This window comes from Pseudacidovorax sp. DMC4 (assembly GCF_056314265.1).
In genome coordinates, this window is the sequence record NZ_JBQUYR010000019.1 from 72,766 (window position 1) to 93,684 (window position 20,919).

The 20,919-nt window shown below is 72.7% G+C and carries 22 protein-coding genes; 14 read left to right on the plus strand and 8 right to left on the minus strand.

The features are described 5' to 3' along the window. Nucleotides 1-62: 62 nt before the first annotated feature. The gene (locus tag ACT54X_RS26735) at nt 63-1,463 is read right to left on the minus strand and encodes an amidase family protein (protein ID WP_294378912.1); all 1,401 of its coding nucleotides are present in this window, start codon (nt 1,461-1,463) and stop codon (nt 63-65) included. A gap of 173 nt (nt 1,464-1,636) precedes the next feature. Between ACT54X_RS26735 and ACT54X_RS26740 the strand changes: the two genes are divergently transcribed. Next, nucleotides 1,637-2,242 carry a DNA-3-methyladenine glycosylase gene (locus tag ACT54X_RS26740; RefSeq protein ID WP_294378910.1) on the plus strand — a complete coding sequence of 202 codons (606 nt, stop codon included), beginning with the start codon at nt 1,637-1,639 and terminating at the stop codon, nt 2,240-2,242. Between the two features lie 65 nt (nt 2,243-2,307). On the opposite strand, the gene ACT54X_RS26745 is transcribed toward ACT54X_RS26740, so the two are convergent. Next, a complete protein-coding gene (locus tag ACT54X_RS26745) occupies nt 2,308-3,525 on the minus strand; it encodes an MFS transporter (protein ID WP_294378908.1) in 1,218 nt (405 codons plus the stop codon). A 136-nt stretch (nt 3,526-3,661) separates the two neighbouring features. Between ACT54X_RS26745 and ACT54X_RS26750 the strand changes: the two genes are divergently transcribed. From ACT54X_RS26750 to ACT54X_RS26765, 4 genes are all read left to right on the plus strand, one after another. Continuing rightward, nucleotides 3,662-4,582 carry a LysR family transcriptional regulator gene (locus tag ACT54X_RS26750; RefSeq protein WP_294378907.1) on the plus strand — a complete coding sequence of 307 codons (921 nt, stop codon included), beginning with the start codon at nt 3,662-3,664 and terminating at the stop codon, nt 4,580-4,582. 64 nt (nt 4,583-4,646) lie between these two features. Beyond that, complete coding sequence (locus tag ACT54X_RS26755; RefSeq protein WP_294378905.1) at nt 4,647-5,969, plus strand: Nramp family divalent metal transporter; 1,323 nt, start codon at nt 4,647-4,649, stop codon at nt 5,967-5,969. A 159-nt stretch (nt 5,970-6,128) separates the two neighbouring features. Further along, a complete protein-coding gene (locus ACT54X_RS26760; RefSeq protein WP_294378904.1) occupies nt 6,129-6,419 on the plus strand; it encodes a YciI family protein in 291 nt (96 codons plus the stop codon). Then, nucleotides 6,416-7,339, plus strand: a complete 924-nt coding sequence (locus ACT54X_RS26765) for a hypothetical protein (RefSeq protein WP_294378902.1) — start codon at nt 6,416-6,418, stop codon at nt 7,337-7,339. Before ACT54X_RS26760 ends, ACT54X_RS26765 begins: the two co-directional genes overlap by 4 nt. A gap of 3 nt (nt 7,340-7,342) precedes the next feature. On the opposite strand, the gene ACT54X_RS26770 is transcribed toward ACT54X_RS26765, so the two are convergent. Next, nucleotides 7,343-8,374 carry a pirin family protein gene (locus ACT54X_RS26770; RefSeq protein WP_294378900.1) on the minus strand — a complete coding sequence of 344 codons (1,032 nt, stop codon included), beginning with the start codon at nt 8,372-8,374 and terminating at the stop codon, nt 7,343-7,345. Between the two features lie 216 nt (nt 8,375-8,590). Here ACT54X_RS26770 and ACT54X_RS26775 point away from each other — a divergent pair, with 216 nt between their 5' ends. From ACT54X_RS26775 to ACT54X_RS26785, 3 genes are all read left to right on the plus strand, one after another. Continuing rightward, nucleotides 8,591-8,878, plus strand: coding sequence for a hypothetical protein (locus tag ACT54X_RS26775; RefSeq protein WP_234193356.1), 288 nt, complete (start codon nt 8,591-8,593; stop codon nt 8,876-8,878). Nucleotides 8,879-8,983: 105 nt separating this feature from the next. Next, on the plus strand, nt 8,984-9,364 hold the full coding sequence (locus tag ACT54X_RS26780; protein WP_294378896.1) for a response regulator transcription factor: 381 nt from the start codon (nt 8,984-8,986) through the stop codon (nt 9,362-9,364). A 92-nt stretch (nt 9,365-9,456) separates the two neighbouring features. Then, on the plus strand, nt 9,457-10,917 hold the full coding sequence (locus ACT54X_RS26785; RefSeq protein ID WP_294378894.1) for an amidase family protein: 1,461 nt from the start codon (nt 9,457-9,459) through the stop codon (nt 10,915-10,917). Nucleotides 10,918-10,995: 78 nt separating this feature from the next. Here the strand turns inward: ACT54X_RS26785 and ACT54X_RS26790 are convergent, their stop codons facing one another. Then, on the minus strand, nt 10,996-11,475 hold the full coding sequence (locus tag ACT54X_RS26790) for an FKBP-type peptidyl-prolyl cis-trans isomerase (RefSeq protein ID WP_294378892.1): 480 nt from the start codon (nt 11,473-11,475) through the stop codon (nt 10,996-10,998). A gap of 284 nt (nt 11,476-11,759) precedes the next feature. Here ACT54X_RS26790 and ACT54X_RS26795 point away from each other — a divergent pair, with 284 nt between their 5' ends. The 4 genes from ACT54X_RS26795 to ACT54X_RS26810 all read left to right on the plus strand — a co-directional run bounded on the left by ACT54X_RS26795 (nt 11,760) and on the right by ACT54X_RS26810 (nt 14,435). After that, a complete protein-coding gene (locus ACT54X_RS26795) occupies nt 11,760-12,473 on the plus strand; it encodes a sensor histidine kinase (protein WP_476349584.1) in 714 nt (237 codons plus the stop codon). Between the two features lie 36 nt (nt 12,474-12,509). Further along, complete coding sequence (locus ACT54X_RS26800) at nt 12,510-12,728, plus strand: DUF3606 domain-containing protein (RefSeq protein ID WP_294378888.1); 219 nt, start codon at nt 12,510-12,512, stop codon at nt 12,726-12,728. A gap of 124 nt (nt 12,729-12,852) precedes the next feature. Next, entirely contained in the window at nt 12,853-14,013 is a 1,161-nt protein-coding gene (locus ACT54X_RS26805; RefSeq protein WP_294378886.1) for a YihY/virulence factor BrkB family protein, read from the plus strand. A 140-nt stretch (nt 14,014-14,153) separates the two neighbouring features. Continuing rightward, nucleotides 14,154-14,435 (plus strand): hypothetical protein, encoded by a 282-nt coding sequence (locus ACT54X_RS26810; RefSeq protein WP_017761788.1) that lies wholly within the window; start codon nt 14,154-14,156, stop codon nt 14,433-14,435. Nucleotides 14,436-14,489: 54 nt separating this feature from the next. On the opposite strand, the gene ACT54X_RS26815 is transcribed toward ACT54X_RS26810, so the two are convergent. Then, nucleotides 14,490-15,269, minus strand: a complete 780-nt coding sequence (locus ACT54X_RS26815; protein ID WP_294378883.1) for a transglutaminase domain-containing protein — start codon at nt 15,267-15,269, stop codon at nt 14,490-14,492. Nucleotides 15,270-15,430: 161 nt separating this feature from the next. Here ACT54X_RS26815 and ACT54X_RS26820 point away from each other — a divergent pair, with 161 nt between their 5' ends. Then, complete coding sequence (locus ACT54X_RS26820; protein WP_476349588.1) at nt 15,431-16,942, plus strand: CYTH and CHAD domain-containing protein; 1,512 nt, start codon at nt 15,431-15,433, stop codon at nt 16,940-16,942. Between the two features lie 102 nt (nt 16,943-17,044). Here ACT54X_RS26820 and ACT54X_RS26825 read toward each other — a convergent pair whose 3' ends face one another. From ACT54X_RS26825 to infA, 3 genes are all read right to left on the minus strand, one after another. Then, complete coding sequence (locus ACT54X_RS26825; RefSeq protein WP_476349590.1) at nt 17,045-18,310, minus strand: MFS transporter; 1,266 nt, start codon at nt 18,308-18,310, stop codon at nt 17,045-17,047. 200 nt (nt 18,311-18,510) lie between these two features. Beyond that, the gene (locus ACT54X_RS26830) at nt 18,511-18,834 is read right to left on the minus strand and encodes a hypothetical protein (RefSeq protein ID WP_294378879.1); all 324 of its coding nucleotides are present in this window, start codon (nt 18,832-18,834) and stop codon (nt 18,511-18,513) included. A 195-nt stretch (nt 18,835-19,029) separates the two neighbouring features. Further along, nucleotides 19,030-19,284 (minus strand): translation initiation factor IF-1, encoded by a 255-nt coding sequence (infA, locus tag ACT54X_RS26835; protein WP_017757760.1) that lies wholly within the window; start codon nt 19,282-19,284, stop codon nt 19,030-19,032. Between the two features lie 286 nt (nt 19,285-19,570). Between infA and ACT54X_RS26840 the strand changes: the two genes are divergently transcribed. Then, nucleotides 19,571-20,497: a gamma-glutamyl-gamma-aminobutyrate hydrolase family protein gene (locus ACT54X_RS26840; RefSeq protein WP_294378877.1), complete on the plus strand. Its 927-nt coding sequence runs from the start codon at nt 19,571-19,573 to the stop codon at nt 20,495-20,497. Nucleotides 20,498-20,919 lie beyond the last annotated feature (422 nt).

Consider the following 20,919-nt stretch of genomic DNA (forward strand, 5'->3'; position numbering starts at 1 on the left):
CGGCCCTGGACTGCGATGAAGAGCGCGCCCCCGTGGCGCGCTTTTCCGTTGGCGGTCCGCCGTTATGCCCGCGGGCCTGCACCCGCAACCCGACGCGCCACGTCGATGGTCCCGCGGTCGTGCAGCCACGGGCCGATCACCTGCACACCCAGCGGCAGCCCGCCCGCCCCCGCCATGACCGGCACGGCCGTGGCGGGCAGGCTGGCCAGCGAGGCGAGGCTGGCCCAGGCGGCCTGGGCCTCGTAAGGGGTGTCCTCGCCATCGATGCGCAGGGTGCGCCGCCCCCAGTCCGGATCGTCCTGGTGCGCGAAGGCGGCGCAGCCGAAGGCCGGCATCACGAGGGCATCGACCCGCTCCAGCAGCGCAAAGCACTGCGCCCGCAGCCGGCCGCGGTCGGCCACCAGGCGGATCCATTCGTGCGCGTTCAGGTCGCACTCGGCGCCGGGCTCGAAGGCGCCGAGCACCGTCATCACCCACTGCTGGTAGGCCCGGTGCAGCACCGCCAGGTCGGGCAGGGCGCCGGTCGGCAGTTCGTCCGGGCGGACGATCCGGGCGCCCTGCGCCTGCAGGCGCCGCGCCGCCTCGGCCACCGCGCCGCGCACCTCGGCGTCGGCCGGCGCGAGCGGATGGGCGTCCAGCACCAGCACCTGCCAGCGCGCCGGGTCGGGTTGCCGCGGTGGCGGCAGTTGCAGCTGCCAGGCCTGGGCCATGGGCATCTCCGGGCCGGCGAGCACGTCCAGCGCCAGGCTCAGGTCGTCGGCATTGCGCGCCAGCGGGCCGATGACCGTCGGCAGGTCCGGCGGTGGGCCGAGCGTTTCGGGCGTGCCGGGAAAGGCCTGGCCGCGCATCGGCAGGATGCCGGTGCTGGGCTTGTGCGCCCACACGCCGCAGAAATGCGCGGGCACGCGCAGCGAGCCCATCAGGTCCGAACCCAGTTCCAGCGCCACCAGGCCCGCCGCCAGCGCGGCCGCGCCGCCGCCCGAGGAGCCGCCCGGCGTGCGCGAGGCGTCCAGCGGATGCACCGTGCGGCCGTGGATCGGGTTGGCCGTCTGCCAGTCGGCCAGCGCCACGGGCACATTGGTCTTGCCCAGGATGACGGCGCCCGCGGCCTTGAGCCGCTGCACCGCCGCCGCATCGGTCGCCGGGCGGAAGTCGCGGAAGGGCGGCAGGCCCCAGCTGGTGGGCAGGCCGGCGATGTTGAAGGATTCCTTCACCGTCATCGGCACGCCCAGCAGCGCTGGCCGCTCGCCCTTCGCGCGCCGGGCGTCGGCGGCCCGGGCCTGGTCTCGCGCGCGATCGAAGTCGCGCAGCACGACGGCATTCAAGGCACCGTCCTTCGCCTCGATGGCGGCGATGGCGGCGTCGCAGAGTTCGAGCGCCGTGGCCTCGCCCGCGGCGACGGCGCGGGCGCAGGCGGTGGCGCCCTGGTGGATCAGTGTGGCGAAGTCGGTCGGCTGGGGCATGGCGGGCGAGGACGGCGGCCGCGGCGCGGCGCCGGCTCCTGGGTGACGAGGACCCGGCGATTCTGGCGCGATGCACCCGGGCGCGGGCTGTCGGGTGCACCGGCATTCGTCCGGCTCCGGCGGATTGGCGCACCTCCTAGACTGGTGCGATCCGTCCTCGCCCCTTCCGCTCCGTGACCGCCTCATCGCCCACGACCGCCTTCATCGACTTCCTCGCCCCCGCCCACGAAGTGGCGCGGGCCCTGATCGGCGTCGAGGTTCTGGTCGACGGCGTGGGCGGCCGCATCGTGGAGACCGAGGCCTACGACCGCGAGGATCCGGCCTCGCACAGCCATCGCGGGCCCACGCCGCGCAATGCGGCGATGTTCGGGCCGCCGGGCCGGGCCTACGTCTACCGCTCCTATGGCATCCACTGGTGCCTGAACTTCGTCTGCGGCCCCCAGGGCCACGGCGCGGGCGTGCTGATCCGTGCGCTGGCGCCAACCGAGGGCCTGGCCCGCATGCGCGAGCGCCGCGGCGTGCAGGATGTGCGCCTGCTGGCCGCCGGCCCCGGCCGCGTAGGGCAGGCGCTGGGCGTGGACGCCAGCTTCAACCACCTGCGGCTGGATGCGCCGCCCTTCGAACTCCGTCCCCGGCCTGCCAGCGAACGCATTCAGGTGCAGACCGGGCCGCGCATCGGCATCACCCGCGCGGCGGACGTGCCCTGGCGCTTCGGCGAGGCGGCCTCGCCCTTTCTGAGCCGGCCTTTTCCCAGACTCCCCAAACTTTCCGGGCGATGACGCCAGATGCAGAAAGGCCGCCCGGCGCTCGCCAGGCGGCCTGTCTGCTGGAGAACCCGAGCGCCTCAGCCGCGCCGTGACGGCCAGAGCCGCACGGCCAGCGTGGCCCCGGCGCTCGCCATGGCCAGCAGCACGACGCCGAACCAGCCCGCATGGGCCAGCACCTGGCTGCCCAGCGCGGCGCCGGCGGCCATGCCGATGAACATGCCGGTGAACAGCAGCGCATTGAGCCGGCTGCGGGCGCCCGGGTCCAGGCTGTAGACCAGCGTCTGGTGTGCCACCAGCGTGGCCTGCACGCCGAAATCGAAGCCGATGGCGGCCACCACCAGCAGGCCGATCTGCGCCGCGGGCGGCAGCAGGTCCTGCACCAGCAGCAGCGCGAAGGAGAGCAGCGCCAGCCCTGCCCCCAGCTGCGTCACGCGGTTGGGACCGCGCCGGTCGGCCAGGCGACCGGCCAGCGGGGCGGCCAGCGCACCGGCGGCACCGGCCAGGCCGAAGGCGCCGGCGGCGGCGCTGCCCATCTGGAAGCGCTCGTGCAGCATGACCGCCAGCGTGGACCAGAAGGCGCTGAAGCCGATCGACAGCAGGCCCTGGGCCAGCGTCGCGCGGCGCAGTGGGCCGTAGCGCTTCCACAGCTGCACCAGCGAGGCCATGAGCTGGCCGTAGCTCAACTGCGTCGAGGGCACGAAGCGCGGCAACCCGCGCCACAGCGCCAGGCCGATCAAGGCGATGGACCCCGCCGCGGCCAGGAACACAGCGCGCCAGCCCCACTGCTGGCCGACCAGCCCGCTGGCCACCCGCGACAGCAGGATGCCCAGCAGCAGCCCGGTCATCACCGTGCCGACGGTGCGGCCGCGGTGCGCCTCGGGTGCCAGCGCGGCGGCGGCGGGCACGATGTCCTGCGCCAGCGTCGCGGTCAGGCCGATGGCCAGGCTGGCGACCAGCAGCGCGCCCAGGCCGGGCGCCAGGGCGCTGGCCAGCAGCGCCAGCATCAGCAGCACCACCTTGACCAGGATGATGCGGCGACGGTCGTAGCGGTCGCCCAGCGGAATCAGCAGCAGGATGCCGGCGGCATAGCCGAGCTGGGTGAGCGTGGGCACGAGGCCCGTCTGGGCCGGGCTGGCGCCCAGGTCCGCACCCAGGATGCCGAGCAACGGCTGCGCGTAGTAGAGGGCGGCGGCGCCCAGGCCGGCGCCCGCGGCCAGCATCAGCACCAGCGGCCGCGACAGGTCGGGCTGGGCAGGCGCGGCGGCGGAACCGGAGGCAAGAGGAAGGGATGACATGGGGAACTCCTTGGCAGTCTGCGGCGCCGCCCTTTGCTTACGGGCAATGTGGGCGCTGCCGAATGTGGAGCATTCTTTCAACGAATGACAAAAAGCTGTAGACGGCTGGATTGCAGATCGGCTATACGCCCAACGCATGAAAGAAGCACCCCTTGCTGTCGACCGTCTGGACCTGCTGCAGACCTTCGTGCGCATCGTGGACGCCGGCAGCCTCTCGGCCGCCGCCCAGCAGATGGGCAGCACCCAACCCACCGTCAGCCGCCGCCTGCAGGCGCTGGAGCGCAGCCTGGGCCTGCGGCTGCTGCACCGCTCCACCCATGCCATGGCGCTGACCGAGGACGGCGAGCGCTGCCTGGCCCAGGCGCGGGAGCTGCTGGAGCGCTGGGACAGCTTCGAGGCCGACGTGCGCGGCGCCCGCAACACGCCGCGCGGCCACCTGCGCGTGCTGGTGCCGCATGCCTTCGGCCAGGACCAGCTGATGGCGCCGCTGCTGGGCTTCCTGCAGGCCCATCCCGAAGTGAGCGTCGAATGGCTGCTGCACGACCGCCAGCCGGACTTCATCGCCGAGGGCATCGACTGCGCGATCCGCGTGGGCGCCGTGAGCGATCCGTCGGTCGTGGCCCAGCGCCTGACCGAGATCCAGCGCATCGTGGTGGCGCCGCCCGGCCTCTGGGGCGAAGGCCCGCCGCCCGAGGCGCCGCAGCAGCTGGCCGCCCTGCCCTGGCTGGCGCTGCAGACCTTCTACCGCGACGAGGTCACGCTCACGCACGAGGCCGACGGCAGGCGCGAGACCTTCGCCATCCGGCCCCGCCTCGCGACCGACAGCCTCTATGCCACCCGCCGCGCCGTGCTCGGTGGGGCGGGTATCGCGCTGGTGTCGGCCTGGGCCGTGGCGCCGGACCTGGCCGAGGGCCGGCTGGTGCGCCTGGCGCCGCAGTGGGTGGGCGATCCGCTGCCCATCTACCTGATGCATCCCTACGCGCGCCAGTACCCGCCGCGGTTGCGCGCCTTCACGGCGTGGATGCGCGAGCACATGCCGTCGCCCGACCACTTCTGACGCTGCCGCCCAGCGTCGCCGCGCCGCACGGTGCGCGAGGCGGCTCCTTACCATCGGCCCCGCCATGTTCCGCCTGCCCCGCACCGCCACCGCGCCCTTCTGCCCTTCCGAAGTCAAGGGCAGCGTCACCGTCGACCCGGGCCAGCCCTTCCACAAGAAGCTGCTGAAGTTCGCCGGCCCCGGGCTGCTGGTGTCGGTGGGCTACATGGACCCGGGCAACTGGGCCACCGACATCGAGGCCGGCTCGCGCTTCGGCTATGGCCTGCTCTTCGTGGTGCTGCTGGCCAGCCTGGCGGCGATGCTGCTGCAGACCCTGTGCGTGCGCCTGGGCCTGGCCGGCGGGCTGGACCTGGCCCGCGCCTGCCGCCAACGCTACGGCCCGCGCACCAACCGCTTTCTGTGGCTGGGCGCCGAGCTGGCCATCGTGGCCTGCGACCTGGCCGAGGTGCTGGGCAGCGCGCTGGCGCTGCACCTGCTGCTGGGCGTCTCCATTACCGTGGGCATCGCCATCACGGCCTTCGACACGCTGCTGGTGCTGGGCCTGCAGGGCGCGGGCTTCCGGCGCGTGGAGGCCATCGTGCTCGGCCTGGTGCTGACCATCGCCGGCTGCTTCGCGGTCGAGCTGGCGATGGCCCAGCCCAACTGGTTCGGCGTGGCGATGGGCTTCGTGCCCAGCCTGGAGCGGCTGCAGCAGCCGGGCGCGCTCTACCTGGCCATCGGCATCGTGGGCGCGACGGTGATGCCGCACAACCTGTACCTGCATTCCTCCATCGTGCAGACCCGTCTGGTGGCGCGCACGCCCGCGGCCACGCGCGAGGCGGTGCGCCTGGGCACGATGGACGCCGTGCTTTCGCTCACGCTGGCACTGTTCGTCAATGCCGCCATCCTGATCCTGGCGGCCAGCGCCTTCCACGGCGGCGGGCGCGCGCCGGTCACCGAGATCGAGGACGCCTACCGGCTCATCGAGCCAGTGGTGGGCGGCCTGGCGGCCACGCTCTTCGGCATCGCGTTGCTGGCCTCGGGCCAGAGCTCGACCTTCACCGGCACCATCGCCGGCCAGATCATCATGGAAGGCTTCCTGGACCTGAAGATCCCCTGCTGGCAGCGGCGGCTGATCACCCGGGCCCTGGCCATCGTGCCGGCCTTCGTGGGCGTGTGGTGGTTCGGCGACGGCGGCGTGGGCAAGATGCTGGTGCTCAGCCAGGTGGTGCTGAGCTTCCAGCTGCCCTTCGCCATCTGGCCGCTGGTGCGCTTCACCAGCGACCGGCGGCTGATGGGCGAATTCGCCAGCGGCTGGGCGATGAAGGCCACGGCCTGGGGGCTGTTCGCGGTGATCGGCGCGGCCAATGTGTGGCTGGTCTGGACAGTGGCCACAGGACAGGGCTGAACTGCCGAGGGCAGGCACAGCGGCGGCGCGATGCCGACCAGGATGCGGCGCTGGCACCCGCCGCACAAGGCAGCGCCCCGCCGGGCGAAGCGCCGCAATCCGCGCGCCCACCGAGGCCATCCGAGACAGCCGCTGGCGCAGCGGGCTACCCTCGGGCGCATGTTCATCGTGACCCTCACCTACATCCGCCCCGTCGAAGAGATCGACGCCCACATGGAGGCCCACGTCGCCTGGCTGCGCCGCCACTACGACAGCGGCCTGTTCGTCGCCTCCGGCCGGCAGGTGCCGCGCGTGGGCGGCGTCATCCTGGCCCGCTCGGGCGACCGGGCCGCGCTCGAAGCGGTGCTCGCGCAGGACCCGTTCGCGCAGCACAAGCTGGCCCGCCTCGACATCGTCGAGTTCACGCCCAGCATGACCGCACCCGGCGCCGAGGCGCTCAAATCGATATGAGCGAGCGCCCGGGAGCGCCACCGGGGCGGGCCCCCGCGGCCCCTCTGAGACGCGCCCTGCTGCTGTTCGTGGCCGCCGCGGTGCTCGCCGGCTGCTGGCTGGTGCCACTGGAGCCCCTGGCCCGCGAGCAGTTGCGCGCCGGCCTGCAGCGCTCGCTCACCGCCTTTGCGGCGGCGCGGGCGCTGGGCGCAGTGCTGTCGGTGGCCCAGGGCACGCAGCTGGACGTCAAGCCGGCCGGCGTCGGCCTGAGCCTGGCGCCGGGCCAGGCCCTCAAGCCGCTGAACGAGCTGGTGGACCGTTTCGCCGCCGTGATGCTCGCTGCCAGCGTGGCCTTCGGCATCCAGCTGCTGATGCTGGGCATCGGCGGACATGCGGCGGTGTCGATCGCGCTGACGGCGGTGCTGCTGGCCTGGCTGGTGCTGCGCTGGCGGGCGGCCACGGTGTCGACCCGCGCGCGAGCGGAAACCGCTGGCGCCAATGCGCCCGCAGCGAGGCAGGAGGCGGCTACCGCACGCGCGCTGCGATGGCTGTCGCCGGTCTTCGCCGGCCTGCTGCTGGTGCGCTTCGCGGTGCCGGCCGTGGGCCTGGCCAACGAAGGCGTCTACCGGGCCGTGATGGCGGGCGAATACCAGTCGGCCCTGGCCGTGATCGAGGCCTCGCCCGAGCAGGTGGTGGGCCGCACGCAGCCGGCCGCACCGGCGCAGGAAAGCCTGCTGGAGCGCCTGAAGCGCTGGTCCGAACGCGCCACCGACCTGCGCGCCGGCTACGAGGCGATCCTTCAGGCGGCCGGCGAATGGACCCGCACCATGGTGCGCCTGATCGCCCTGTTCGTCGTGCAGACGGTGCTGCTGCCGCTGGGCTTCCTGTGGCTGATGTGGCGGCTGTCGCGCGCCATCGCCGGCAGCGCGAGTCGGCGCTGACGCTTACTCCGCCGCGTCCACCGCCTCTTCCCGGCGCCCGTCGGGATAGCGGGCGAAACGCGCCGGCGCCGCGCCATGCACCGGCGCCGCGTCGGGCCAGGGCCAGCCGCCGAACTGGGTGCGGCGGTAGTCCTGCATGGCCTGCATGATCTCGGCCTGCGAGTTCATGACGAAGGGGCCGTGCTGCGCCACGGGCTCGGCGATGGGCCGGCCCTGCAGCAGCAGGAATTCGCAGACTTCGTCACCGCCCGCCAGGGCCACGTCGAGATCGGCCCGAAGCTCGATGGCCGCCGGCCCTTGCACCGCCTGCCCGCCCACCGTGGCCGACGCGCCCTTGAAGAAGTACAGCACCCGCTGCGTGCCCAGCCCGCGCGCGGCCGGCAGCGTCCAGCGCGCGCCAGGCGCCAGGCGCACGGTCCAGATGGCCACGTCGGCATCCGCCTGCGCGGCCCAGGAATCCGGCGGCGGCGAAGGCGGCGCGTCGGCACCCGGGAGGCGGCCGGCCACCACCGTGACGTCCACGCCCTCGGCGCGCAGGTGCGGCACCTGGCCCGACCAGAACATGGTGAAGTGCGGATCGACCATCTTGCGCGCCGCCGGCAGGTTCAGCCAGATCTGGAACAGCTCCAGCGGGTTGTCCGCGTCCTCGCGCAGCAGCGGGAACATCTCCGAATGCACGATCCCGCGGCCGGCCGTCACCCACTGCACGTCCCCGCCGCCGAAGCGGGCCGCGGCGCCAAGCGAATCCGAATGGTCGATCAGCCCGCGGCGCACCAGCGTCACGGTCTCGAAGCCGCGGTGCGGATGCGCCGGGAAGCCGGGCACGGATTCGCCGTGGTACATGCTCCAGCCGTCCTTGCGGCTGAAGTCGGCGCCGATCTCGCGGCCGGCCAGCGAGGCGGCCGGCGCCATGCGGCCGTCGCCGCGCGGATAACCGTCGTCGTGGTACGCACAGAAGAGGAAGGGGTCCACCGTCGGCCAGGGAAAGCCCAGCGGGTGCACGCCCAGGACGGCAGAGGAGGGGTGGGTGCTCATGGAGAGAGTCTTTCGTTCGTTCGCAAGAAGGCTGGCGGTCAGCCCGAACGCCGAAGATGCGGCGCATATCGCCATTGTGGAAGCCCCCGCCCGCGCGACAGCCCGGACCATGGGTGCAACAGTGGATTCACCGGCAGCCCCGGGCGGGCGGCGCTACCATCCGCCGTCGTCACACACGCGGCATGGCCTTCCCCCCGGCCCCCGCAGGAGCGTTGAATGAGTCAAGACAAGCAGGACCCGACGGCGCAGGCGGTCGAAGCGCTGGAGCGCACCATCGACCAGGCCAAGGCGGTGGCCGCCGAGATCCGCCAGGCGGCCGACAACCTGGCTGTCGTGAACACCGTGCTCGAAGAGGCCCTGCCCGACCATGTGCAGGTCGGCGACGTGGCCCAGGCGCTGGACCAGTCGGGCCAGGTCGAGGAGCAGATCAGCCGCTCCGCCGAGGTGCTGGACGCCCTCGAAGCCGCGCAATCCGAGGTCGAAAAGAAGGCGCGCCCGCGCTGACCCTCCCCGTTCCGTAGGCCGCGTCCCACAGGAAGGGAGGCCCAGGGCGCCCACGCCCGCACCGCCCCGGCCCTTAAGCTCCCCTGTTCCAGTCCGCGCCACACCATGGCCGCCCCCCGCATCTTTATCGTCGAAGACAACCCCACCATCCGGGACAGCCTCATCCCCACGCTCGAAGACCTGACCGACGCTGAGATCGTCGGGCTGGCCGAGGGGGAGGACGAGGCGGTGCGGTGGATGCAGTCGCATTCCGACGGCTGGGACCTTGCCATCGTCGACCTCTTCCTGCGCCAGGGTTCGGGGCTGGGCGTGCTGCGTCGCGTGCGCAACGGTGGGGCCCGGCAGCGCATGGTGGTGCTGACCAACTACGCCACGGCCGACATGCGCCGCCGCTGCAGCGACGCCGGGGCCGACCGCGTCTTCGACAAGTCCAACGACCTGGACGCCTTCTTCGACTATTGCAACGCGCAGGGGCCGGCGCGCTGAGCGCCCGCCGGCCATGCAGGCCGGGCCCTGAGGCACACGGGCGGCGCGTCCGGTGCTGGACAAGCGGGCACGCATCCCGCTACACCTCGGGGATGTCCTCCCCGCTGGTTCCCTCTTCAATCCCCCTCTCCGCACTGCCGACCGAGCTCTGGCAGCTGGGCGCCGCCCAGACGGCCGCCCTGGTCGCCAGCCGCCGCATCTCCGCCACCGAGGCGACGCAGGCAGCCCTGGCGCGGCTGGAGGCGGTCAACCCCGCCCTGAACGCCGTGGTCGACCACCGGCCCGACGAGGCACTGCGCCGCGCCGCCGACATCGACGCCGCGCTGGCCCGCGGCGAGGCGGTGGGGCCGCTGGCCGGCGTGCCGGTCACCCTCAAGGTCAACGTCGACCAGGCCGGCTTCGCCACCACCAACGGCGTGCGCCTGCAGAAGGACCTCGTCGCCGAACACAACAGCCCGGTGGTGGACAGCCTGCTGGCCGCCGGCGCGGTGCTCATCGGCCGCACCAACACGCCCGCCTTCAGCTACCGCTGGTTCACCAGCAACCAGCTGCACGGCGTGACGCGCAATCCGCGCAACCCGGCGCTGACGCCCGGCGGCTCTTCCGGCGGCGCGGCCGCGGCGGTGGCCGCAGGCATCGGTGCCATCGGCCATGGCACGGACATCGCCGGCTCGATCCGCTACCCGGCCTATGCCTGCGGCGTGCATGGCCTGCGGCCCAGCTTCGGCCGGGTGGCGGCGTGGAATGCCTCCAGCCCCGAGCGCACCATCGGCGGCCAGCTGACGGCCGTCTCCGGGCCGATTGCGCGGCATGTGCACGACCTGCGCCTCGCGCTGGCCGCCATGGCCCGACCGGATGCGCGCGATCCCTGGTCGGTGGCGGCGCCGCTGGTCGGGCCCGCCGTGCCGCGCCGGGCCGCGCTGTGCGTGCGCCCGGACGGCCTGGCCACCACCGCCCCCGTCGAAGCAGCGCTGCGCGACGCGGCCGCGCGCCTGCGCGACGCCGGCTGGCTGGTGGACGAGGTGGAGGCGCTGCCGCCGCTGAAGGCTGCCGCCGACGACCAGACGCTGCTGTGGGTGGGCGATGGCTACGAGGCGCAGCTGCGCACGGCCGAGCGCGAGGGCGATCCGGCCGCGCTGGTCGTGCTGCGCGGGCAGGCCGAGGTGGCCGCGCGCATGGACAGCGCGGCGCTGTCGGCCATCCTGGTGCGGCGCGCGACGCTCACGCGGCAGTGGCAGCGCTTTCTGCACGAGCGCTATCCGCTGGTGCTGCTGCCGGTGTCGGCCGAGCTGCCCTTCCCGGTCGACCTGGACCTGCAGGGCCCCGAAGGCTATGCCCGCGTCTGGGCGGCGCAGATGACGCAGATCGCGCTGCCCTTCATGGGCCTGCCGGGCCTGACGGTGAGCACCGGCATGGCCGAAGGCGAGCGCGGCCCGGCGCCGGTGGGCGTGCAGCTGGTGGCGGCGCGCTTCCGCGAGGACCTGTGCCTGGAAGCCGCCGAGGCCATCGAGGCCCGCGGCGTGCCGCCCTCGCCCGTGACGCCGCACGGCTGAGGCCGCCCTGCGGCACCGGGCACGCCCCGTCGCCTCCGCCTCAGCCCTTGGCGATGCCGAGGCAAGGCTGGGAAGCCTTCAGTGGTGATGGCCGCCATCGCCATGCACATGGCGATGGGCGATCTCCTCGCCGGTGGCGGCACGCACGGCCACCACGTTCAGCTGGATGCGCAGGCTGCGGCCGGCCAGGGGATGGTTGCCGTCCAGCAGCACCTGCGGCCCCTTGATCTTGACCACGTTGAACACATGCGGCTCGCCGTTGTCGAGCTGGCCGCGCAGTTGGCCGCCGACCTTCACGCCCGGCGGGAATTCGCTCTTGGGGATGGTGCGCAGCAGGCTCTCGTCGCGCGCGCCGAAGGCCTGCTCGGGCGACAGGTTCAGCGTGGCCTGGTGGCCGGCCGCCTGGCCGTCCAGGGCCGTCTCGATGGCCGGCAGGATGTTGTCGTAGCCGCCGTGCAGGTACACGACCGGCTCCTTGGGGCTGTCGAGCAGCTGGCCGCTCTGGGCGTCCGCGATGCGCAGGCGCAGGGTGACGACGGTGTCTTGGGTGATCTGCATGAAGGAAAAGGCTGGAGGGCCGCGGACGGCCTGTTCGTAAGAGGTGGGCCGGCCTTGCGCTGCAAGCAGGCGCGCCGGCGGTCTGGCGGCGCCGGAGCCCGCCACAGGGCTGCCGATTGTGCGTGAAGGCCACCGCGCGCACCGTCGCCGTGCCCAGTGCCCGTGGCGTCGTCATTGGCCTACCCGCGGTGGCGCCCACGGCGCATCGGCGCACCCCGGCCGCACCCGACCATCGGCCTCCCTTCCCTGCTATCGCCTTTCCGTTCCCGCATCCAGGAGCGCCCATGCACGACCCGGATTCCGCCCCCGCCGAGCCGCCCGCGTCCCACGACCGGCCCGACCTGCAGCCGCTGGAGGCCATGCGCGACGCGCTCCAGGCCCAGGTGCACCAGCTGGAGCGCCAGCTCGCCCGGCTGAGCCACGACCTGCGCAACCCGCTGGGCGCCATCCGGCTGGGCACCGAGCTGCTGCGCCGAGGGGCGCTCGATCCGCAGCAGCGGCAGGTGCTGGACCACATCGACAGCGCCGGCGAGCGCGCGCAGCAGCTGATCGACCAGCGCATCGCCGAGGCCCAGACCGCCGCCAGCGCCGACGAGCCGCACCGCCCCGTCGCCCTGCATGCGCTGGTGGCCCAGTGCGTCGAGACGCTGGCACAGGCCTTTCCGGGCCATGCCCTGGAACATGACCGCCTGGGCGAAGGCCATTGCCAGGCCGATCCGGACCGCCTGGCCCAGCTGGTGGGCCGCATGGTGGCGGAGGCCGCCGCCGTCGCGACCCCGGGCAGCGGGCTCATCGTCGCCTCCATCGTGGAGCCCGAGCGCTTCCGCATCGCGGTGCATGCGCCGACGCCGGCGGAAGGCGAGGCACCCGGCGGCGGCGAGGACCGCCTGCGCGACGCCGTGCGCAGCCAGAGCGGCCGGCTGGAGGTCATGCGCCAGGCGGCACCACCCGGGCGCACCCTGGTCGCGAGCTTCGCGCGCGCCGCGGCGGCCATCTGACCCTTCTTCTTTCTTCCGCCTTTGTAGGAACCCCTCATGCCCGACGACCACACCCTCATCGCCCCCGCCGGCAACGACCCGGACCGCATCGACCTGCAGTCCGAAGGCGCGGTGGCCGAATGGGCGCGCCGCATGGACATCGACGAAGCGCGGCTGCGCGCCGCGGTGGCCGCCGTCGGCGACCGCGCCACTGACGTCGCCCGCCACCTTGCGGACGGCAACGGCACGGCCCAGCGGGAGCAGCCACCGGCCTGACCCCGCCGCACATCGCACTTGGCCTACCCGCAAAGCGCGCCTTGACGCATGGCCGCGGCGGCGTGGGGACCGCACACTGGCGGCATCCGTGCGCCGTCGTACGCGTCTCCAGAAAGCCGCCGCCATGACCTTCAAGCAACTCTTCTCGCTGTGCAAGAAAGCCGTCGTCGCCTGGAGCGACGACTTCGCCCCCAGCATGGGGGCCGCGATCAGCTACTACACCCTCTTCTCGCTCGCGCCGCTGCTGGTGATCGTGATCGCCATTGCCGGCGCTCTGTTCGGCCGCGAGGCGGTGCAGGGCGAGATCGTCGGCCAGCTCTCCGGCCTCATCGGCCGCGAGGCGGCCATCGCGGTGCAGGGCCTGATCCGCAGCGCCAGCGAACCCGGCAAAGGGCTGGTCGCCGGGCTGATCGGCGTGGGCGTGCTCATCGTCGGTGCCACCACCGTGTTCGCCGAACTGCAGAGCGCGCTGGATCGCATCTGGCATGTGCCGCCCTCGGCCAAGCCCAAGGGCGTGTGGTCGGTGCTGCGGGCGCGGGTGCTGTCCTTCGGGCTGATCCTGGGGCTGGCCTTCCTGCTGATGGTGTCGCTGCTGGTGTCGGCCTTCCTGGCCGCCATGGGCAGCTGGGTGGGCGCCTTGCTGCCGGGCTGGGAGCTGATGCTGCAGCTGCTCAACATCGCCATCTCCTTCGCGATCATGACGCTGCTGTTCGCCATGATCTACAAGTTCATGCCCACCACGCGCATCGCCTGGCGCGACGTGTGGGTGGGTGCCGCCGTCACGTCGATGCTCTTCCAGGTGGGCAAGACGGCCATCGCGCTGTACCTGGGCCGCAGCAGCATGACCGAGTCCTTCGCGGCCGCCGGCTCGCTGGTGGTGCTGCTGGTGTGGGTGTACTACGCGGCGCAGATCTTCCTGCTGGGTGCGGAGTTCACCAAGGTCTATGCGCTGGAGCACGGCTCGGTGGCCGATGCACGGCTGGCCGCCAGCGTGGCCCATCCGCCCGTCGTGCCCACCCAGACCACGACCGGCCAGCCCGACGCGGGCGACGCGACGCCGCCGCCCGCGGCCATGGCGCTGACGCAGACCGGCGAGGTGCAGGCCGAGGTGGACCGGCGGCTGCAGGGCGCCACGCGCGACCTGGCGCGACAGCTGCTGCTGCTCGGTGGCGCCACCGTGCTGAGCGTGGCCGCTTCGCAGTGGCAGAAGCGGCTGCGCAAGAAGGACAGGCTGCGCCGCAAGGCCTTCGGCCGGCGCAGTGGCCCGCGCGGCACCACCGCCTGAAGAAGCCACTGACAGTGGGCTGAGCACGGACTGACGACCGGCTGAGTAAACCCTTCTTTACACGCCGGCGGTCGGCCGGGCGGATGCGCGCAGGCGTTGATCGGGAACATCGCCCGACCGGGCACTTCGAACATCCGCCAATGAAGACAAGCTCCCGCCCCTCTTCCTCCCCCTTCCGGCTGTGTGCGCTGGCCGTGCTGCCGGCCGCGCTGCTGGCAGGGTGCGTGGTGGCCCCCGAGCCGGTGCACGTGGTGCCGCGGCCCGTGGTGGTCACGCCGCCGGTGTATGCACCGCCGCCCACCGTGGTCTATGTGGCGCCCACCTATGCGATGCCGGCACCGGGCTATGTGTGGCACTACCACCCGCGCCATGGCTGGGGCTGGTACCACCCCGTCTATGGCTGGCACCGCGGCTGGCATTGAGCGGCGCGGCGCCTGATACGCAGGGCCGGCGCTGCCGCCGCGCCCTGCGGCGGGCTACACCTGCTCGACCGTCACGCGCATCTCCTCGATCGCGATCTCGCCGTAGTTGGAGATGAAGGCCACGTCCGCTGCGTCGCGGCCGTAGCCCACCACCAGGCGGCCGCCGCGCGGCTCGGCCTGGGTGGCATCGAAGGTGTACCAGCGGCCGCCGATGAAGGCCTCGAACCAGGCATGCATGTCCATCGGGTCGAGCTTGTGCAGGTAGCCGACCACCTGCCGCGCGGGGATCTGCAGCGCCCGCGTGAGGGCGATGCCCACGTGCGAGAAGTCCCGGCACACGCCCTTGCCGAGGTTCAGCGTGCCCAGCGCATCGGTGCTGGCGTCGCTCACGCCGTATTCGTAGGTGATGTGTTCGTGGATCCAGCGGCGGATGGCCTCCACCTGCGCATAGCCGGCCGGGAGGTCGCCGACGATCTCGCGCGCGCGGCCTGCCAGCCGGTCCGACGGGCAGTAGCGGCTGGGCAGCAGGTACATCAGCGCGGCGTCGGGCAACTGGTCCACGGGCGTGACCGGCGCGGCGGGCTCGACGGCGAGGGCCTCCTCGGTCTCCATCTCCACCTGCACCTCGATCTCCATGCCGCCCGCCGGCACCACGAAGCGCTGACCGAGGTTGCCGTACGGGTCCACATACTCCACCGTGGGCACCCAGGGCCGCAGGTGGTAGTGCTCGCTGACCACCCATTGGGCCAGGCCGCTGCGCGGGCGGAGCATGGCGACGACGGGGCAGGGCTGCTGGCAGTCCAGCTTGAGGAAGTTGGTGGCTTTGAGGCGCATGGAAAGGGCTCGGCTCGGTCGACGGGGACAATGACACACAGACCTGCCACCATCGGCAGGCGGCGGCATTCTGGGCACCGACGCCCGCGCGGCCTGTCGGCCGAAGGCCCGCGTCCGTGGGCGCCGACGCCGCTGCACCCCGCATCCGTTAGCAAGCCCCCATGGAAACCGAATTCAAGTTCCACATCCCCGCCGAGCGGCTGGCCGCGGTCGAGGCCGACCTGCGCCAGGGCGCCGTGCAGCGCACCCGCATGCAGGCCCGCTACTTCGACACGCCCGGTGGCGCCCTGGCCGCCGCGGGCATGGCGCTGCGCCTGCGCAAGGAAGGCCGCCGCTGGGTGCAGACGGTCAAGGCCGCGGGACACGGCCTGCTGCAGCGGCTGGAGCACAACGCCGACCTGGGCGCTGCCCGCGCCACCGACCTGCTGCGGCCCGACCTGCTGCGCCATCAGGGTACGCCGGTGGGCGAGCGCCTGGTGCAGGTGCTGCAGGCCGCGGGCGAGGATGTGGTCGAGACCTATGCCACCGACATCTGGCGCCTGACGCGCGAGATCCGCCACGAGGGTGCGCGGGTCGAGCTGGCGCTGGACGTGGGCAAGATCGTCGCGCAGGCGCCCGCCGGCGGTCCGATGCGCGTGGCGCCCGTGTGCGAGCTGGAACTGGAGCTGGTGCAGGGCCCGCTCGCGGGCCTGGTCGCCCTGTCGCGCGACTGGGCGCAGCGCCATGGCCTGTGGCTGGGCACCGTCTCCAAGGCCGAACGTGGCGAACGGCTGATGAAAGGCATCGCCCAGGTGCCCGCGGTCAAGGCCGAGACGCCACGCTTCGAGGAAACCAGCCCACCCGATGGCGCGGCGCTGCAGCGTCGGGTGATCGCCGCCTGCCTCGCCCAGGTCCTGCCCAATGCCAGCGAGATCGCCGAGGGCAGCGAAGACGAAGAGCAGATCCACCAGCTGCGCATCGGCCTGCGCCGCCTGCGCACTGCGCTGCGCGAGTTGGCGCCGCTGGCCGGCGGGCTGGACCCAGCCTGGGAAGCACCACTGCAGCGCGCCTTCCGCGCCCTGGGCGCGCGGCGCGACCGGACGCAGGTGGTGGCCGAATCGCGCCGCTGGATGGAAGGCAGCGATGCACCGGCCATCCGTGTGGCCGAGGCGAAGGATGCGCCCACGCCGGCGGTCGCGGTGCGCGAGCCGGCCTTCCAGGGCGTGCTGGTGGCCCTGGCAGGCCGCGCGGCCGAAGACCCGGCCGAGGGCGGCGGGGCGCTGGACGCCGATGCCACCCTCGCCCACCTGCGCCACCGCCTGCGCCGGCTGCACCGCCAGTCGCTGCGCGACGCGGAGCGCTTCGACCAGCTGGACGACGACCAGCGCCATCGCACCCGCAAGCGGCTCAAGCGGCTGCGCTACCTGGCCGAGTTCGTGGCGCCCCTGCTGGACGCCGGCCGGACGGCCCGCTACCTCGACCAGTTGCGCCCCGCGCAGGACGCGCTGGGCCTGTTCAACGACCAGGTGACGGCCCGCCGCCTCTACGAGCAGGCGGCCGAGCAGGACGCGCATGCCTGGTTCGCCATCGGCTGGCTGGCGGCGCAGCAGCCCCGCACCGCGAAGAAGGCCGGCAAGGCCTTGCGCCGGCTCGCGGATGCACCGAAGTTCTGGAAGGGCCGCCGCAAGGGCTGAAAGGCCACGACGCCCAGGTGTCTCGGCCCCTCTCCCCTGGCGGGAGAGGGATTGGGGAGAGGGGGGAGCCGCCGCAGGGTGCTGCCCCGGCCAGCCCCGCCCTCACCCCTCCCGCGGCGGCTGCGGCAGCAGGCGGTAGGCCAGTGCCCCGGCCGCCAGCATCAGCGCGATCGCGCCGAACACGGCCTGGAAGGGCTCGATGCCGCGCGACTGCGCCGCCGTGGCGATGGCCCCGGTCACCCACTGCATCAGCGCCACACCCAGGAACATCGCCATGGTGAACAGCGCCATGGCCCGGCCCGTGACGGCCATCGGGTAGGCGCCCTTCACGTCGGGGTACTGCAGCACCATGTAGCCCGAGAGCAGGCCGATGGCCAGGGCCAGCGCGATGTCCACGCTGGCCTGCGCATCGAAGGCGAGCACCGCGAAGAGCCCGGCGCAGACCACGGTGAAGCCGACCAGCCAGCGCCGGCGTTGTGCCGGCCCCGGATCGATGCGGCCGAACAGCGGCGGCCCCGCGATGGCGATCACCGTCATCAGCAGCGCCACGTTGCCGCTGGCCATCAGCGAGAAGCCGTGGCGTTGCATCAGCATCGGCCCCAGCCACAGGCCGCGCAGCGCCACGAAGGAGGCATAGGTCACCAGGGCGAGCGCCAGGATGCCCCAGGTGTGCGGCAGCAGCAGCAGGCCGCCGAAGGTGCGCACGGCGCTGCCCAGCGATTCGCGCGGCGCATCGGCCGCTGGCGCAGGCTCGTGCACCACGGCCGCGATGGCGCCCCAGGCGAGCAGCGAAGCCGCCGCCAGCACCCAGAAGCCCATGCGCCAGGAGCTGGCCTCGATCAGCCAGGCCAGCGGGGTGCCCGTGACCAGCATGCCGCAGCTGCCCAGGCCGAGGATGGCGCCCGACACGGCGGCAAAGCGCTCCGGCGCGAAGTGCCGCGCGATGAAGACGGTGCACACGAGGAAGGCCGGCGCGCAGCCGATGCCGATCAGCACCTGCCCCACCACCAGCACGCCGAAGCTGGGCGCCAGTGCCGACAGCACCGCCCCGCCGATGGCCAGCGGAAAGGCCACCAGCACGGTGCGCCGCACGCCCTGCAGGTCGATGCCGATGCCCATCAGGAGCTGCGGCGCGCCGAAGGCGAAGTGGAAGGCGCCGGCGAACAGGCCCAGGGCCTGCGGGCTGAGGTGGAAGTCGGCCGCCAGCGGCGCCGCCATGATGGCGGCCACGGTACGGAAGGCCTGGCTGAGCGCGAATCCGGTGCTCAGCACCAGCAGCATGGTCCAGGCGCTGCGGCTCGGGGAGCGGGTGGCGGAAGTGGAACGGAGCGCCGGGTCGGCGGCGCTGGCGGAAGGCGGCGGGGTCATGGGCGGCGCGAGCGCCCATCGGGTGTGGACGCGTTCTGGGTGGTGTCTCCAGCGTCGGAGCCTAACGTGAAAGCCGCCAGGGCGTGTGGCGCCTGCGAGGCAGGGGTCCAGGCGCCGATCCGTTCGCCGTGAGCGCGTCGAAGGGCAGGCCGACGCCTGTCCCGGCTTCGACGCGCTCGGCCCGGATGGGCGCAGGCGGCTCAGTCCGGACGGTCGGGGCTGCTCGTCCAGCCCCAGCCCAGCAACTCGGCCAGCCGCTGCACCGTCCAGCCGGCCTCGTCGGCTCCCAGGCCGGAATCGGTGCTGCGCAGGCCGGCCAGGCAGCGCTGCAGCACCTCCTGGTCGCTCACCGAGCCGCTTTGCGACAGGCCGAGCGCCTGGCCGGTCAGCACCTGCGCCAGGTCCTCGCACAGCTCGTAGCGCTGGCGCACCACGGCCAGCGGCTCGCGCAGGCGCTGGCGGGCGTCGGCGTACAGCGCGAGGAAGGAAGGAGGGATCTCGGTCTGCTGGTCTTCGCCGTCCATGGGCACAAACAAGAAAGGGCCTCCTGCGAGACCCCGGGTGGTGGAAAGAAGGACAGGGCCCCTGTACGAGACCCTGGACCATGAAGCGCGAGCGCCCCGAAGACCCTGCGCCGTCGGAAGGACGGCTTCACCGAAGGCCCGTCGCCGTGGTCGCCGGGCCGGCCAGTCCTGCGGCACTGCGCAGGCGCCGCCCGGTCAGCGGCGGGAGCCTTCGGGCGGCGGGCCGCGGCGCTCGAGGTGGCGGAAGGTGATGCGGCCCTTGCTCAGGTCGTAGGGCGACATCTCCAGCGACACCTTGTCGCCCAGGATGATGCGGATGTGGTTCTTGCGCACCTTGCCGCCGCTGTACGCAATGACCTCGTGGCCATTTTCCAGCGTCACGCGGTAGCGCGAGTCGGGCAGCACTTCGGTGACTGCCCCTTGCATTTCAATCAGCTCTTCCTTCGCCATGTCGTATGTCCTCTCGGAGGCAGGACGCCGGTACCCGAACCGGCTGCCGTTGCCGGCGCCCGAGCCTGTGTACGTGGAGAAGGCGGGCGCGAAACTGTCAGGGGTGCGTGGCGACCCACAAACGGATCGCCACGATCTCAACGCTTGAATGTCGCCACGCGCGGACAGCCCGCGCGGTGCAAAACCGCGGGATTGTAGCGGCGCAGCCTGTGGCCTGGCGCCCTTCCCAGGCCAGACGCGCCCTTGGCCGACACGCCCGGGCGCGGGCTGCGCGCACCATGCGGTCATGTCCCGCGCCTCCCGGTTGCCGCTGTCCAGCGGCGCCCCGCCCGTCTCCTCCCGCCTCAAGATCGGTCTGTCGGCCTGCTTTTCGCATGCCGACCCCAAGCGTTCGCTGTTCACCAACAAGACGCTGCAGTATGTGGAGCAGTCGATCTGCCACTGGCTGATGTCGGCCGGCGCGATGGTGGTGATGGTGCCTTGCCCCACCGGCGACACCGCCCGCGGCGACACCAGCCTGGCGCACTACGCCGAATGGCTGGACGGCGTGGTGATGCATGGCGGCGCCGACGTGTGGCCCGGCAGCTACGGCGAGGAGCCCCTGAAGGAAGCCTGGATCGGCGACCGCATCCGCGACCTGTACGACCTGGCGCTGGTGGAGGCCTTCGAGCAGGCGGGCAAGCCGATCTTCGGCGTCTGTCGAGGGCTGCAGCTGATCAACGTGGCCTTCGGCGGTTCGCTCTACCAGGACATCGAGGAGCAGCACGGCCATCCGCAGACGCTGCGTCACCGTGACCCGGTGACCTACGACCAGAACTTCCACGGCATCGAGATCGTGCCGGGCACGCGCCTGGCGCAGATGTACCCGGGCGTGGCGCAGGCGCGGGTCAACAGCATCCACCACCAGGGCATCAAGAACCTGGCCCCGGGCTTCGAGGTGGAGGCCTGGAGCCTGCCCGACCAGGTGCCCGAGGCGATCCGCCGCCGGCCGGACCAGGGCAGCCACAGCTACATCGCAGCGACGCAGTGGCATCCGGAGTTCCACAAGTACGGCGGCACGGACACGATCAACGACACGCCGATCCTGCACGACTTCCTGTGGGCCTGCGCCACCGCGCGGGTACACCCGCACCGGCCGCTGCGGCAGATGCCGGGGCGCATCCGCGACCGCGCTTCGCGGCTGCTGCGGCAGGCGTTGTTGCGGCGGGACTGAGGAGCTGGGCATCGGCCGCTTGTACGGTGCGTTGCGGGTGGTGCGGGTTGGTGCGGGTTGGTGCGGGTGATGCGGGCGGTGCGGGCCGTAACCCGGCAGAGGACGCCGGCATGCGCGCTCCCGGTGCACGCTCGCGCTAACCGACTTGCGGCACGGGACGGGTGCTCGCTATCCACCGACGCGCCTGCCGCACTGCACGGCGCCGCGAATGGCACCTCCGCACGCACACCGTCATCCTCCGCCTAGACGATGCTGGCGAACCCTCCCCTTTTCAGGCTGCGCGACCGCGCGACCGTGGGACCGTGAGGCCGCGGAGTCCTGGGGGTCGTCATGCGGGGCCGGTCAACCCCAGACCGTTCGGGCTGAGGTTCTATGGTTCTCGTCAAGCGACAGTGGCCGCCAGGCGGGCATCGAACATCGCG

What these genes read in the sequence shown, in the direction of transcription:
- ACT54X_RS26735 (WP_294378912.1), bottom strand. Translation starts at nt 1,463, where the DNA reads ATGCCCCAGCCGACCGACTTCGCCACACTGATCCACCAGGGCGCCACC.
- ACT54X_RS26745 (WP_294378908.1), bottom strand. Translation starts at nt 3,525, where the DNA reads ATGTCATCCCTTCCTCTTGCCTCCGGTTCCGCCGCCGCGCCTGCCCAG.
- ACT54X_RS26750 (WP_294378907.1), top strand. Translation starts at nt 3,662, where the DNA reads ATGAAAGAAGCACCCCTTGCTGTCGACCGTCTGGACCTGCTGCAGACC.
- ACT54X_RS26755 (WP_294378905.1), top strand. Translation starts at nt 4,647, where the DNA reads ATGTTCCGCCTGCCCCGCACCGCCACCGCGCCCTTCTGCCCTTCCGAA.
- ACT54X_RS26760 (WP_294378904.1), top strand. Translation starts at nt 6,129, where the DNA reads ATGTTCATCGTGACCCTCACCTACATCCGCCCCGTCGAAGAGATCGAC.
- ACT54X_RS26765 (WP_294378902.1), top strand. Translation starts at nt 6,416, where the DNA reads ATGAGCGAGCGCCCGGGAGCGCCACCGGGGCGGGCCCCCGCGGCCCCT.
- ACT54X_RS26770 (WP_294378900.1), bottom strand. Translation starts at nt 8,374, where the DNA reads ATGAGCACCCACCCCTCCTCTGCCGTCCTGGGCGTGCACCCGCTGGGC.
- ACT54X_RS26775 (WP_234193356.1), top strand. Translation starts at nt 8,591, where the DNA reads ATGAGTCAAGACAAGCAGGACCCGACGGCGCAGGCGGTCGAAGCGCTG.
- ACT54X_RS26780 (WP_294378896.1), top strand. Translation starts at nt 8,984, where the DNA reads ATGGCCGCCCCCCGCATCTTTATCGTCGAAGACAACCCCACCATCCGG.
- ACT54X_RS26785 (WP_294378894.1), top strand. Translation starts at nt 9,457, where the DNA reads ATGTCCTCCCCGCTGGTTCCCTCTTCAATCCCCCTCTCCGCACTGCCG.
- ACT54X_RS26790 (WP_294378892.1), bottom strand. Translation starts at nt 11,475, where the DNA reads ATGCAGATCACCCAAGACACCGTCGTCACCCTGCGCCTGCGCATCGCG.
- ACT54X_RS26795 (WP_476349584.1), top strand. Translation starts at nt 11,760, where the DNA reads ATGCACGACCCGGATTCCGCCCCCGCCGAGCCGCCCGCGTCCCACGAC.
- ACT54X_RS26800 (WP_294378888.1), top strand. Translation starts at nt 12,510, where the DNA reads ATGCCCGACGACCACACCCTCATCGCCCCCGCCGGCAACGACCCGGAC.
- ACT54X_RS26805 (WP_294378886.1), top strand. Translation starts at nt 12,853, where the DNA reads ATGACCTTCAAGCAACTCTTCTCGCTGTGCAAGAAAGCCGTCGTCGCC.
- ACT54X_RS26810 (WP_017761788.1), top strand. Translation starts at nt 14,154, where the DNA reads ATGAAGACAAGCTCCCGCCCCTCTTCCTCCCCCTTCCGGCTGTGTGCG.
- ACT54X_RS26815 (WP_294378883.1), bottom strand. Translation starts at nt 15,269, where the DNA reads ATGCGCCTCAAAGCCACCAACTTCCTCAAGCTGGACTGCCAGCAGCCC.
- ACT54X_RS26820 (WP_476349588.1), top strand. Translation starts at nt 15,431, where the DNA reads ATGGAAACCGAATTCAAGTTCCACATCCCCGCCGAGCGGCTGGCCGCG.
- ACT54X_RS26825 (WP_476349590.1), bottom strand. Translation starts at nt 18,310, where the DNA reads ATGACCCCGCCGCCTTCCGCCAGCGCCGCCGACCCGGCGCTCCGTTCC.
- ACT54X_RS26830 (WP_294378879.1), bottom strand. Translation starts at nt 18,834, where the DNA reads ATGGACGGCGAAGACCAGCAGACCGAGATCCCTCCTTCCTTCCTCGCG.
- infA (WP_017757760.1), bottom strand. Translation starts at nt 19,284, where the DNA reads ATGGCGAAGGAAGAGCTGATTGAAATGCAAGGGGCAGTCACCGAAGTG.
- ACT54X_RS26840 (WP_294378877.1), top strand. Translation starts at nt 19,571, where the DNA reads ATGTCCCGCGCCTCCCGGTTGCCGCTGTCCAGCGGCGCCCCGCCCGTC.